Origin of the sequence: Oricola nitratireducens, assembly GCF_014904745.1 — a bacterium.
Lineage (GTDB): Bacteria > Pseudomonadota > Alphaproteobacteria > Rhizobiales > Rhizobiaceae > Oricola > Oricola nitratireducens.
Genome location: NZ_JACZCS010000039.1, coordinates 1 through 12,563 on the forward strand (window position 1 = coordinate 1; position 12,563 = coordinate 12,563).

Here is a 12,563-nt window from a genome sequence, read left to right on the forward strand (position 1 = left end):
GCGCCCGTTTTTCGTTTGCGGCGGCTCTGTCTACCGACATTTCGATATGTTTTTCATTTCTTTTTCTCGGACATCTCCCAACCTCGGCGGCGGGAATATCCACGATCTATATGGCAAATAACTGAAATTCCTGACAAAATGATTCATCACGTATCGTGCTATCTATAGATATATCTGTATCTGGACAAATTCCGTAAGCGAGCGTATTTATCGATATATCGAAAACGTTATACAACGGAGAAAACCATGTTTGGACATACAAGAGGATCGTTTCGCAACGGACATTCCTGCGGACCGCGCGGCCAGTGGGCTGCCGAAGAGATTTTCGCGATGCGCGGAGGCCCGGGCCGCGGGCACGGACGCGGCGGCCATCGCGGCGGGCGCGGTTTCGGGGACGATGACGGCGGGCGGATCGGCCGGCTGCTGATCCGGGGCGACCTCAGGCTGGTCATTCTCGCCTTGGTCGAGAACGAACCGCGGCACGGCTACGACCTGATCAAGCAGATCGAGGACATGACCGCGGGCTTCTACGCGCCGAGCCCGGGCGTCGTCTATCCGACGCTGACCTATCTGGAAGAGGCGGGATATGTGCGCGCCCAAGAAGACGGCAACAAGAGGCTCTACGCCATAACCGACGAGGGAAAGGCCTATCTCGAAGAGAACCGGCCGCTGATCGGCAAGATCTTCGACAAGCTGGACGCGATCGGCGAGCGCATGCAGCGCCGCCGCGAGCGGCACGAAGAGCGTGACCGGGGTCCGGACCTGCCGCGCAGCATCGATACCGCGCTGCTGCATCTGCGCGAGACGATCGCCCGCAAAATCGTGAAGGACGAGGCGAAGTCCAGCGAGATCGTCCGGCTGGTGCTCGGCATCGCCGACGATCTCGAGATCGACTAGGACCAGGCCGGACGAGCGCCGTCAGGCGCGTTCGATGCGCGCCTGATAGCAATTGTTGGTCGCCGAGCGGACATGGACATAGGCGATCGCCGGGTTCCGAAAGAGGTCCCGGGCATAGGCGGCAAGCTGATCCTGCGGGACCACCTTGCCGAAACCGTAGACAATGCGGTCGTCGACGCCGTAGCCGCGCAAGAGATAGTTCGGCGAAAGCGTGAGGATTTCGGGGACGTCCGGACCGGGCGCCGGCGCGTCGCATTCGCGCGCATGCAGGAAGACCGGTCCGGTTTCCGCGAAGGCCTGGTTGCGGGGGAAGGGGCGGTAGGCGAGGATCAGATAGTCCTCGCCCGCGCCTATGTTTTCCATGCAATGCCGGCACGGCATGCCGTCGCCGTCCGATACGGCGATTTCGGGCGCGAGGCCATAGGCGTCCGGTCCGCCGCGCTGCAGGGATCGCGCGGTTTCGGTTTCCATCGGTACAAACCGGATGCCGGGCATCGGGAACTCCATCGTCGGTGATTTCGATGGAGGGCAGGGTTAGGCCAGGCGACGGTTGCCCGCCACCCGATTCATGCACATGTCCGGCTTAGTACCGTGTCACGAAATCGGTGACACGGCGCAAAGTCACGCGGCGGTTGCGCCATTCCTCGTAAGGCGTCGGCACGAGGAGGTAATCCTCGCCATATCCGATCGTCTCCAGCGCCCGGCTCGGTACGCCGAAATAGCGCGCGAGATCGCGGGCGACGGAGGCGGCGCGGCGCTCCGACAGGATCTGGTTGCTGCCGCGCGAGCCGACGGCGTCGGTGTGGCCCTCGATCAGGAAGACCTCGCGAGGATTGCGGTGCAGGATGCGGTTCATGGCGATGGCGATCTGCTCGATCTTCCAGCGCTGGCTTGCCGGAATGGAGGCGGAGCCGAACGCGAAATTGATCGACTGGATCTCGATCGACGGCGCCTGGCGGCGCAGGCGCGGATCGCGCTTGAGCTGCTGGATCGTCACGCGGGCGTTCGGGGGGATGCGCTTGCGCGGCGCGGCTTCGAGCTGGCGCTGGATCCTGGTGGCGTTCGGCGTCTGCTGCGCGAGCGCGGCGCCGGGCAGGGCGGGGATCATGGCCGTGGCGCCAATGGCGGCAACAGCTGTAAGGAAATGACGGCGGTTCATGGCGCGCTCCTTGGCGAAGATTGTCGTGCGGCAGAGGTAACGCCGGGCAAATGAACCGCCACTGAACGGGACGTTCAGCTTATGCCCTGTTCGGCAAGGCGGTGCAGATCCGCTTTCGTCAACGGCCGCACCTTGCCGGGCGTCTGGTTGCAGGGTTGGAAACCGAGCTTCTGGTAGAGCGACAGGGCCGCCGGATGGTCGAGGGTGCAGGTGTTGACCGTGACCCGTTCGGGCTCGCTCGCCCAGCAAGCCTCGATGGCCCGGGACAGGAACCAGCGGCCGATCCCGCGCCCCGCGGCGTGCGGCATCAGGCCGAAAAAGGCGAGATCGGAAACGGCCGGATCGGCGCGGTTGACCTCGTAGAAACCGGCGGGCGCGCCATCGAGATAGAGCACGTAGATTTCGGTCGTGTCGGCGTGGATGGCGGCGGCGAGCGTCTGGTCGTCCAGGCGCAGGCGCGTTTCCCAGTTCCACGGATATCCGACCTGAAACTGCAGGAAGCGGTAAAACGACAATTGCGGCTTTTCAGCGTGCAGGATCGCCGCGTTGACGCCGAGCGGCAGTTGATAGCGCTTTGCCGGCGGTACCGTCATCTCCAGCCAGGTTATGATGGCGTCGAGCGCTTTCGGGCGTGCGGCCATTATGATCAGTCCCTTGCCGGGCCGGTCTCGACCGGCGTGTCGTCGCGCGAACCCCATTCCGACCAGGAGCCGTCATAGAGCCGGTGATCGCTGCTGCCCAGCGACTGCAAGGCGAGCGAGATGACCGCCGCGGTGACGCCGGAGCCGCATGTAGTCACGACGGGCTTCGCCGGATCGATGCCGGCGTCTTCCAGCGCATCGCGTAGGCCGTCGAGGTCCTTCAGGTATCCGTCGTCCGAAAAAGTGAAGGTGGGCGCGTTGCGGGCGCCCGGCATGTGGCCCGAACGCATGCCGGCGCGCGGTTCCGCCTCGGCGCCGGTGAAGCGTCCGGCCGACCGCGCGTCGGCAATCTGGGCGGAGTGGTCCTCGACGATTTTCCGCAGGTCGGCAAAGGAGGCGACCTTCGAGGCATCGAATTTCGGCAGGAAGGCGGTCGAGGCGATCTTGGTCGGCCGGTCGGTGACGATATGGCCGTTCTTCTTCCAGTTGTCGAAACCACCGTCGAGGAGGAAGACCTTGTCGGCGCCCATGACGCGGAACATCCACCAGACCCTGGGCGCTGTGAACATGCCGAGTGCGTCATAGACGACGATGGTGTCGTCGCGCGCGATTCCCATCGCGCTGACATGCTGTTCGAAGACCCGCGGCGAGGGCAGGGTATGCGGCAGGTCGCTGTCGGGATCGACGACCGCGTCCTGGTCGAAGAAGACGGCGCCCGGGATGTGGGCGGCGTTGTATTCGGCGCGCGGATCCCGATTCTGGGCGGGCAGGTACCAGGAAGCGTCGACGATGGAGAGGCCCGGGTCCTTCAGATGCCTTACGAGCCACTCGGGCGACACGACAAACGGACTTTTTTCGCTCACGGACGAATCCCTCTGCAATTCGGCGGCATCGCGCCGACCTTCGTCCTAAAGACAGGAGTCATTTCGTCAGCGCAAGAGAGCAGGCGCTAATCGCGCACATTGCCGGTGCGCTTGTGCCAGTCGGCGATGGATTCGTCCGGGTAGCGCGGGAAGGTCCTGTCGTTCGGGCCGATCTGCGGCTCGACCCAACTGGCCTTGAAGTCGAGCATCAGGTGGGTGGATTCGCTTGGCACCGGCAAATCGGTATCGATGACCGAGGCGAAGGGATGGATCAGTTCCGGCCAGGCATCGTCATAGACCCAGAGTGCGCTGCCGCATTTGCTGCAGAAGCGCCGTTCGCCGGAAGAGAGGTGGCCGTCCTCCATGGTGGCGTGGAACACCGAGATGTTTTCCTCGCCCTCGATTGCGAGCGATTCCGTCCAGCCCATGATGTTGATCGCGTATCCGCCACCGCCCGCCGTCTTGCGGCAGATCGAGCAGTAGCAACGCTGATAGGGGACGGGATGCGGGCTGTCGCAGGAAAAGCGTACCGCGCCGCAATGGCATGATCCATCGAGTTTCATCGCTGTATGTGGCTCCTGTCACGTTCCGTCACCGCCGGCCGGATCGGTCTGTGGGACTGTAAACGGGGATTTGGCAACAAAAAAGGGCCGGTGATGACCGGCCCTTTCGCTGAGTTCATGTGCATTCTCAGTTCGATGCGGCTGGCGAATAGGTGCCTGCCTCATCGAACTCGACACCGGGATTGCCCGACGCTGCCGGCGGCGCACCGGCGTCGTCGGCATCGCCATCATTATCGGGACCGGTCTCTCCGTCGGAATCGGCACGCCCGGTCGAGGACGGGGCCATGTCGAGAGCGAGATATGCTCCGACCCGGCTCGAAGTCTCGGGGCCGGACGACGTGTCGACCGGCGCGGTTGCCGCGGGAGCGGCCGTCCTGGGTTTGTCATCGGCGGGTGCCGCCGGTGGCTTTGCCAGGCCCATTTGCGCGGGTGCGGCAGCCAAGCTGCCGGATATGGATATCATTTTGTACTCCAGGCCCGGCCGGCAGGCATCATGCCGTGAGGCGCGAACGGAAATGCGAGCCGGTAATCGGCTGCAATGGAAATCGCCCTAAAGGCGGTTGCCCGGCTTTTCATCTCCCGGCGCAACGAAATCACGCTGGGAGCGAATCCGTTGCCTGGCGGTTAATTCCGTCCGGCGGATTGGCGCTAACGAGAAAAATTACAAAAACATTACAGTTTCGGACCGGATCCCGGCCGTTGCCGGCTGTGTTTCCGGATGATTGGCGGCGATCAGCCGCTGGCCGGCAGCGGGCCGAAGCGAATGCGGAAGCGGCGGTTCTCGCGGCCCTTCTTCTCGATCTTGCCGATATGGATGTCGCCGACTTCCTTCGTCTCGGTGACATGGGTGCCGCCGCAGGGCTGGCTGTCGACCGCGCCGTTTTCGCCGATACAGACGAGCCGGATTTCGCCGGTGCCCGACGGCGGACGGACATTCTTCGACTTGACGAGGCCGGGATTGGCGGCGAGGTCTTCGTCGGAGATCGTTTCGGTATAGATCGGATGGTTTTCCTCGACGAGGCGCATCAGCTCGGCGCTGATCGAGGCCTTGTCGCCGTCGAGTTCCGGAATGTCGAAATCGACCCGGCTCTCTTCCTCGCCGACCGACGCGCCGGTGATCGGATAGGGACAAACCACGGTCAGCAGGTGGCAGGCGGTGTGCATGCGCATCAGCTTGTAGCGGCGGTCCCAGTCGATATGCAGCGTCAGCTTCTCGCCGATTTCCGGCATCCGCTGGTTCGGGGCGGGGACGTGGATGATCTCGTCCTTGGTCTCGCCGCAGACGGTCGCCGCGATTTCGATCCTCGATCCGTCGGCGCGCTCGAAAAAGCCGGTGTCGCCCGGCTGGCCGCCCGAGGTGGCGTAAAAGCAGGTCTGGTCGAGGATGATGCCGCCGCGGTCGTTTATGGCGGTGACGTTTCCCTCGGCGACCGACAGATAGGCGTCGTCGCGGAAAAGAGCCTTTACCGGATAAGCCATCAGGCAACTTCCTCATAGGGCACGTCGATTTCGGTTTTCTTCTCGATCCATTCGGGGACGGGGAGGCCCTTGGAGCGCAGGAATTCCGGATTGAACAGTTTCGACTGGTAGCGGTTGCCGTAGTCGCAGAGCACGGTGACGATGGTGTGGCCCGGGCCGAGCTCCTTTGCCAGTCGGATCGCGCCGGCGATGTTGATGCCGGTCGAGCCGCCCATCACCATGCCTTCCTCCTGCGCCAGCGCGAAGACGATCTTCAGGGCCTCGTCGTCGTGGATCTGGCAAGCGAAATCGGGCGTGAAGCCTTCCAGGTTGGCGGTGATGCGGCCCTGGCCGATGCCCTCGGTGATCGAGGAGCCTTCCGACTTGAACTCGCCGGTCGTGTACCAGGAGTAGAGCGCGGCACCCATCGGATCGGCGAGGCCGATCCTGATACCCGGATTTTTCGCGCGCAGACCCTCGGCGACGCCGGCGAGCGTGCCGCCGGAGCCGACCGCGCAGATGAAGCCGTCGACCTTGCCGCCGGTGTCGCGCCAGATTTCCGGCGCGGTGGTTTCGACATGCGCCTGGCGATTGACGACATTGTCGAACTGGTTCGCCCAGACCGCGCCGTTCGGATCGGTTTTGGCGATCTGCTCGGCGAGCCGGCCGGAAACGCGGACATAGTTGTTCGGATTGCGGTAGGGGGCGGCCGGAACCTCGACCAGTTCGGCGCCGAAAAGGCGCAGCGCATCCTTCTTTTCCTGCGACTGCGTCTCCGGGATGACGATCACGGAGCGATAGCCCAGCGCGCGTGCGACCATCGCGAGACCGATGCCGGTATTGCCGGCCGTGCCCTCGACGATGACGCCGCCGGGTTTGAGGAGGCCTTTCTTCTCGGCGTCGCGGATAATGAACAGCGCGGCGCGATCCTTCACGGACTGGCCGGGATTGAGGAATTCCGCCTTGCCGAGAATGGTGCAGCCGGTTTCCTCCGACGCGCGCCTGAGTTTGATAAGTGGCGTGTTGCCGATGACGTCGATCACCGAGTCGTGCATAGTTGGTCCCTAAATGGTTTTGCGCGACACTATGGTCTCGAATTCCGCGCTTCAAGGCACAAGTCATGCTCAATCGTGGCGCAAACCGGGATTTTCTTGCCGGCATAAAAGTTTCTTCGGAACCGTTTCGCCGGTGATCCGGATTGCGCGGGCCGGCGTATCAATGGCATTGAATGCAATCGGAAGAATTCCGCCGTCAGTCTGAATGTTGGAATGACAGAAAACAAAATAGAAAACATGGACGCGCTGCTGGCGCGCTACGCTGCGGGAACCCTGCCGAAACCGGTGGAGGTGCTTGTCGCCGCGCATCTGGAAATGTCGCCGTCGAGCCGCGTGCTGGTGCGTGCGCTCGAAGCTCTCGCAGGCGACGCGCTGGAAGATGAAACGCCGGTGGTGCTTTCCGGTCGCGACGCGCTGCTGGACGCTATCTTCAGTTCGCACAGCGACGAAATCATCCTTCCGGGCTCCGAAACGGCGCAGGCCGGCTCCTCGATCATGCCGCGCGCGCTGCACGATTTTATCGGCCACACGGTCGATACGATCCCGTGGAAGACGAAAATGCCCGGCTACAAGGAATACGAGATGGGCGACGTAGACGGATGTCACGTGTCGATGCTGTGGATCAAGCCGGGACGCAAGATGCCGTCGCATACCCATGAGGGCATGGAACTGACGCTGGTCATCGACGGCGCGTTCAGCGACAGCAAGGGCCGGTTCGGGCGCGGCGACATCTCGATCGCCGACGAGACGACGGATCACCGCCCGATCGCCGAGACGGAACGCCCCTGTATCGCATTTGCGGTGACCGACGGGGCGCTGCGGCTGACGGGGCCGCTGCACAGGCGCATCGCGGATATTTTCGGCGCGAACTGAATTTCCCCGCCAAATCGGGAAACCGAAACGGCTTGCGGTGCGTAGTACCCGCAGGAAGCCAGTTTTCGAAGGAGTTGTCATGCCGCTCTATCGGGCGCACGCCGGAGACGGCGTCGTGTGGATCACCGGGGCAAGCAGCGGGATCGGCCGCGCGCTGGCGCTGCAGCTGGCGCATCGCGGCTATGTCGTCGCGGCGACGGCACGCGCTTCCGACAGTCTCGACCGGCTCGCCGCCGAAAGCGAGCGCATGAGCGGCGCCATCCGGGCGTTTCCCTGCGATGTCACCGACCGGGACGCCATGCACGGAACCGTCGGCGAGATCGAAACCCTGATGGGGCCGATCCGGCTCGCCGTCTTCAATGCCGGGCTCTACCTGCCGACGCATGGCGAGGCGATCTCGATCGACGATTTCCTGACGACCTTCGAGGTCAACGTCTTCGGTACGCTGCACGGTCTCGGCCCGGTGGTCGAGCGCATGAAGGCGAACGGGCGCGGCCATGTCGTGTTCGTCGGCTCGGTCAGCGGCTATACGGGCCTTCCGGCGGCGTCCGCCTATGGCGCCACCAAGGCCGCGCTCAACAACATGGCGGAATCGCTCTCCTTCGACTTCGAGAAGATGAACATCCGCACCCAAGTGGTGAATCCGGGGTTCATCGATACGCCGGCCACCGAGAAGAACGATTTCGAGATGCCGGCGCTGATGCCGGTGGAAAAGGCGGTGGACGCGATGATTGCGGGCATCGAGGACGGCGGTTTCGAGATCACGTTTCCGCGACGCTTCACCTATGCGCTCAAGATCCTGCGGCTGCTGCCGCATCCGCTCTATTTCGCCTGCATGAAACGGCTGACCGGCTGGCGCACGCGCCCGCTCGACTTTCGCGGCACGACGCCTGTGAATGTGCGGTCCAACTAGATCCAGGATTTTGCCGGTCTACCGGATTTCGCGCCTTGCACGGCGTAAAGCATATCCGTCGTGTTATAGCTCCATGCCGAGAGAGCCGAACCGATGGCGAGCCCCCTCCGGCACCGTTCTTGCGCGCGCACGGATCGTGCATTGCTTATTTCTCTTACGATGTGTTCCGTTCCGTCCGGCCCAGGATCGAATTGGATCTGGAGGATGTTCGCTATCCGATACCAATAGTCGTCAGAGGAATTGATCGACCCGAATATCTCGCTCTCATCGCGACATGCCATCCCCTCATGCCTCAATCGGGCCAATATCATCAGTTCTGGCTGAGATGCGGTTAAATCGAAATGCTTGTATTGTCCGGGCATTCTTGTAACGCTTTGTAACCAGAAAAACAATTATATCGCCATCTCATATTTTCTATTCTTTTATATTTATATACAATCCATAGTTTGAATTTTTTGAAATACAGGCGCTGCCAGCACCGTCTGGTGCGAGCGAAAAGCCAAAATCCTCACCATCAGATTCTTCGGCAAGGGCAATTAATAATATTCCCATATTTCTAATTGCCACACAGTCACCTTCAATCAACAAATGCCCCATCCTCTTCTCATCCGCTGGTATTATATCAAATCTTGGTTTTGATTTTTCTTCACACATTTTTTCAAGAATTTCTTCCGTCATCATATTTCATTGCCCTTTCTGCTTTTATACGCTTCGTCGCGGTCCTCATATGTGGCACCCGATTGCAGCGCGAACGCAATTACCTTTTGTTGCATAACAGTCGGGCGACGGAAGATCGAAGATGATCATCACCTTGTCGATATCGGGATATCGCTCCATCCGCGAACTGGTCCTACCGCTGGACCGGTTGACGCTGATTACCGGTGCCAATGGCAGCGGGAAGTCGAGTCTCTACCGCGCGATCCGGCTGCTGGCCGATGTCGCCCAAGGCCGGGTCATCGGCGCGCTGGCCAAGGAAGGCGGATTGCAGTCGACCCTCTGGGCGGGACCAGAAACCTTTTCCCGCGCGATGAAGTCCGGGGAGATGCCGGTTCAGGGTACGAGGAGACGCGGAAGCGTGAGCCTCAAGCTGGGATTTGCCGGCGAGGACTACGGCTACGCGATCGATCTCGGCCTGCCGGTGCCGGATAATGAGTCCGCATTCAATCACGATCCGGAAATCAAGGCCGAAGCACTCTGGGTTGGCGAAAGCCTGCGGCGATCGAACGAAATAGCCAGCCGGACAGGCTCTCTGGTGCAGATTCTGTCGGAAAAGGGCGCGCGCGAAACGGTCACGAGCAAGCTTGCGGGGTTTGACAGCATGATGACGCATGCCGCCGATCCGCAGGGCGCGCCGGAGTTGCTTGCGATCCGGGAGAGGATGCGCAACTGGCGGTTCTACGATCACCTGCGGACGGATCGCGATGCGCCGTCGCGCTTTCCCCAAATCGGCACGCGGACACCGACACTCTCTTCCGACGGCGCGGACCTGGCGGCCGCGTTCCAGACCATCCGGGAGATCGGCGACCCGGAAGCGCTTGCCGCGGCAATCGAGGATGCGTTTCCGGGCAGTTCCGTCGGTTTGTCCATGAAGGACGGAATGTTCGAGCTGGAGATGGAGCAACACGGATTGCTACGGCCGCTGCGAACGGCGGAATTGTCAGACGGGACATTGCGGTATCTGTTGCTGGTGGTTGCATTGCTGACGCCCAGAGCGCCGCCGCTCCTGGTGCTGAACGAACCCGAGACCAGTCTGCATCCGTCTCTTCTTCCGCCGCTGTCCCGACTGATAGCCAAGGCCGCGGAGCGGTCGCAGGTTATCGTGGTCTCGCATTCGGGCGTCCTGATCGACACCCTTCGCGGACAACCGCAGACCGCCTGCTACGAACTCAGGAAAGAGCTCGGCGAAACGGTCGTGGACAGCGAAGATGATGTACCGTGGAACTGGCCAAAAAGATGATCAGGATGTGACGCGGCGCGGGCTGCGTGTCGACCTCAGGCCGGGCGCGTGTAGACAATCTGGCGTACGTCGATGAATTCGTCGCGGAAGCCCGCCTCGCAATAGTGGAAATAGAATTCCCACATGCGCTTGAACCGGTCGTCGAAACCGAGCGGCGCGATCTCGTCCCATGCGTCCCGGAAGCGTTCCCGCCACAGTTTCAGCGTGCGCGCGTAGTCCTGCGGGAAGATGCGCTCGCCGGCCTTTTCCAGGCCCTGCCGGGAGGTCAGCGTGTCGAGGATCTCCGGCGTCGGGAGCATGCCGCCCGGGAAGATGTAGCGCTGGATGAAATCCGGGTTCGCGCGGTATTCCGGGAAGGCGCGTTCATTGATGGTGATGATCTGCAAGCCCGCCCGGCCGCCGGGTTTCAGGACGTCGCGGACCTTGGAGAAATAGGCCGGCCAGTAGCGTTCGCCGACGGCCTCGAACATCTCGATCGAGACGGCGCGGTCATAAGTCTCGCGCTCGTCGCGGTAATCCTGGAATTTCAGCGTGACCCTGTCGGACAGGCCGGCGCGGCGGATTCGCTCGCGCGCGAAATCGAGCTGTTCGCGGCTGATCGTCAGGCCGGTGACGCGGCAGCCGATCTCGCGGGCGGCGAATTCGGCAAAACCGCCCCAGCCGCAGCCGATCTCCAGCACGTGGTCGTTGGGGCCGATGCCAGTCGCCTTCGCCAAAGCGCGATATTTGGCGGCCTGGGCGGATTCCAGGTCGTTTGCGCCGTCGGCGAAAAGCGCCGAGGAATAGGTCATGCTCGGATCGAGCCAGCGCGCATAGAACTCGTTGCCGAGATCGTAATGGGCGGAAATATTCTTTTTCGCGTTGGTTTTGGTGTTGCGGTTCAGCCAGTGGCGGAGCGCGTTGAACATCCGGAAGACGTGGTTCGCGCGCACGATCTGGTAGCCCAGTGTCTCGTTGGCAACGAACAATTCGAGGAATGCGGTGACATCGGGGCTTTCCCAGTCGCCGTCCATATAACTTTCTCCGACGCCGATGGTGGCCTCGGAGATCGCGCGCCTCGGCAGGTTCCAGTTGTGCAGGATCAGCACCGCCTCGGGCCCCGGGCTGTTGCCGCCGACCTTGATGACGCGCTTGTCGGGCAACTGGATCGTCAGCGAGCCATGCGGCAGCCGGGTAGCGGCGCGCAGAGCCAGTTTGGCCTTCAGCGGGATCCCCCGAAGGCTGCGGCGGATGTTCTGCGGTGTCAGATGCACCGCTTTCGAAATCATTTCGTCAGCAGTCCGTCCCCTTGAGGCGGATCCGTTGATCAGGTCGTAATCAGCGCTCATTATTCAAGGGTATCCGGATTATTCGGCCGGTTCCAGCGCGTTTTGCGTGTTGCCATAGCTTGCGGGTGCGGGCGGTTTTCCGCGCGAATGGAACTTTGCGCCCTTGAGCCAGAGCTTCAGCGCTTCCCAATGGATGCCGGCCATCACCTTTATCGTCATGAAGGGCAGACGGGCGAGCAATGCGAGAAGGTTGGCGGAGGTAAGCGCCTTCGCCTCGCCGGCGAAAGTCGCAGAGAGTAGAGGCTTGCCGTTCTCGGTTTCGAGAATGCGCATGCGCACCGTGTCGCCGGGCGGCAGCATACGGAAATGGTAGCGCGCGCCGAGGTCGATGAAGGGCGAGACGTAGAAAATCTTTGTGCGTTCCTGACGGAGGCCGGCTTCGCTCATCTGGCCGTCCTCGACGGGGCAGACATAGGTGTGGCGCTCGCCGAAGGTGTTGCGCACCTCGTAGATCAGTGCCGACAGCGCGCCGTTTTCGTCACGGCAATAATAAACCGAAAGCGGATTGAAGACGTAGCCGAGGATGCGCGGGTAGCACAGAAGCTGCACGCTTGCCGGTCGCGGCAAACCGGCGTTGGCCACGAGTTCATCGGCGTAGGCGCGCAGCGTCGGGGCGCTCGAATGTTTGTCGAGGTGATCGGTCTCGTGGAACGACACAGGCGCGGACCGGTTTACTGCGAAAATACGCGAAAGCCGGCCAGCCTCGCCGAGGCGGTCGAGATCGATCAGCAGCGAGAAGACGCGATAGGTGAAGCGATGGCCGAAGGGCATCAGTCGGGCGTGCATGACCTTGCCCGGATAGAGCCTTGCCGCGTCGCCGACGGGCGGAAACGGCGGCTTGTCTTGCGAACTCATC

The 12,563-nt window shown here is 62.1% G+C and carries 15 protein-coding genes; 4 read left to right on the forward strand and 11 right to left on the reverse strand.

Annotation, left to right across the window (positions count from 1 at the left end):
- Positions 1 to 246 precede the first annotated feature (246 nt).
- The gene (locus IG169_RS17875) at positions 247 to 897 is read left to right on the forward strand and encodes a PadR family transcriptional regulator (protein WP_193177608.1); all 651 of its coding nucleotides are present in this window, start codon (positions 247 to 249) and stop codon (positions 895 to 897) included.
- Positions 898 to 918: 21 nt separating this feature from the next.
- Here IG169_RS17875 and IG169_RS17880 read toward each other — a convergent pair whose 3' ends face one another.
- The 8 genes from IG169_RS17880 to IG169_RS17915 all read right to left on the reverse strand — a co-directional run bounded on the left by IG169_RS17880 (position 919) and on the right by IG169_RS17915 (position 6,636).
- Positions 919 to 1,368: a DUF1203 domain-containing protein gene (locus IG169_RS17880; RefSeq protein ID WP_246717438.1), complete on the reverse strand. Its 450-nt coding sequence runs from the start codon at positions 1,366 to 1,368 to the stop codon at positions 919 to 921.
- A gap of 112 nt (positions 1,369 to 1,480) precedes the next feature.
- Positions 1,481 to 2,056 carry an OmpA family protein gene (locus tag IG169_RS17885; protein ID WP_193177610.1) on the reverse strand — a complete coding sequence of 192 codons (576 nt, stop codon included), beginning with the start codon at positions 2,054 to 2,056 and terminating at the stop codon, positions 1,481 to 1,483.
- A gap of 74 nt (positions 2,057 to 2,130) precedes the next feature.
- On the reverse strand, positions 2,131 to 2,697 hold the full coding sequence (locus IG169_RS17890) for a GNAT family N-acetyltransferase (RefSeq protein WP_193177611.1): 567 nt from the start codon (positions 2,695 to 2,697) through the stop codon (positions 2,131 to 2,133).
- 5 nt (positions 2,698 to 2,702) lie between these two features.
- Positions 2,703 to 3,560: a 3-mercaptopyruvate sulfurtransferase gene (gene sseA / locus IG169_RS17895; RefSeq protein ID WP_193177612.1), complete on the reverse strand. Its 858-nt coding sequence runs from the start codon at positions 3,558 to 3,560 to the stop codon at positions 2,703 to 2,705.
- A gap of 86 nt (positions 3,561 to 3,646) precedes the next feature.
- Positions 3,647 to 4,123, reverse strand: coding sequence for a GFA family protein (locus IG169_RS17900; RefSeq protein ID WP_193177613.1), 477 nt, complete (start codon positions 4,121 to 4,123; stop codon positions 3,647 to 3,649).
- 127 nt (positions 4,124 to 4,250) lie between these two features.
- Positions 4,251 to 4,586, reverse strand: a complete 336-nt coding sequence (locus IG169_RS17905) for a hypothetical protein (protein ID WP_193177614.1) — start codon at positions 4,584 to 4,586, stop codon at positions 4,251 to 4,253.
- Positions 4,587 to 4,855: 269 nt separating this feature from the next.
- Positions 4,856 to 5,602: an alanyl-tRNA editing protein gene (locus IG169_RS17910; RefSeq protein WP_193177615.1), complete on the reverse strand. Its 747-nt coding sequence runs from the start codon at positions 5,600 to 5,602 to the stop codon at positions 4,856 to 4,858.
- Positions 5,602 to 6,636: a cysteine synthase A gene (locus IG169_RS17915; RefSeq protein ID WP_193177616.1), complete on the reverse strand. Its 1,035-nt coding sequence runs from the start codon at positions 6,634 to 6,636 to the stop codon at positions 5,602 to 5,604. Before IG169_RS17915 ends, IG169_RS17910 begins: the two co-directional genes overlap by 1 nt.
- 213 nt (positions 6,637 to 6,849) lie before the next feature.
- Between IG169_RS17915 and IG169_RS17920 the strand changes: the two genes are divergently transcribed.
- Both IG169_RS17920 and IG169_RS17925 read left to right on the forward strand, forming a co-directional pair.
- Positions 6,850 to 7,509: a ChrR family anti-sigma-E factor gene (locus IG169_RS17920; RefSeq protein ID WP_193177617.1), complete on the forward strand. Its 660-nt coding sequence runs from the start codon at positions 6,850 to 6,852 to the stop codon at positions 7,507 to 7,509.
- 79 nt (positions 7,510 to 7,588) lie between these two features.
- Entirely contained in the window at positions 7,589 to 8,422 is an 834-nt protein-coding gene (locus tag IG169_RS17925; protein ID WP_193177618.1) for an SDR family NAD(P)-dependent oxidoreductase, read from the forward strand.
- Between the two features lie 414 nt (positions 8,423 to 8,836).
- On the opposite strand, the gene IG169_RS17930 is transcribed toward IG169_RS17925, so the two are convergent.
- Positions 8,837 to 9,103 (reverse strand): hypothetical protein, encoded by a 267-nt coding sequence (locus IG169_RS17930; RefSeq protein WP_193177619.1) that lies wholly within the window; start codon positions 9,101 to 9,103, stop codon positions 8,837 to 8,839.
- A gap of 118 nt (positions 9,104 to 9,221) precedes the next feature.
- Between IG169_RS17930 and IG169_RS17935 the strand changes: the two genes are divergently transcribed.
- Positions 9,222 to 10,379 (forward strand): AAA family ATPase, encoded by a 1,158-nt coding sequence (locus IG169_RS17935; RefSeq protein ID WP_193177620.1) that lies wholly within the window; start codon positions 9,222 to 9,224, stop codon positions 10,377 to 10,379.
- Between the two features lie 35 nt (positions 10,380 to 10,414).
- Here IG169_RS17935 and IG169_RS17940 read toward each other — a convergent pair whose 3' ends face one another.
- Together IG169_RS17940 and IG169_RS17945 are read right to left on the reverse strand one after the other, a co-directional pair.
- Entirely contained in the window at positions 10,415 to 11,647 is a 1,233-nt protein-coding gene (locus IG169_RS17940; protein WP_193177726.1) for an SAM-dependent methyltransferase, read from the reverse strand.
- A 78-nt stretch (positions 11,648 to 11,725) separates the two neighbouring features.
- Positions 11,726 to 12,562 carry a DUF1365 domain-containing protein gene (locus IG169_RS17945; protein ID WP_428982263.1) on the reverse strand — a complete coding sequence of 279 codons (837 nt, stop codon included), beginning with the start codon at positions 12,560 to 12,562 and terminating at the stop codon, positions 11,726 to 11,728.
- Position 12,563: the final 1 nt, after the last annotated feature.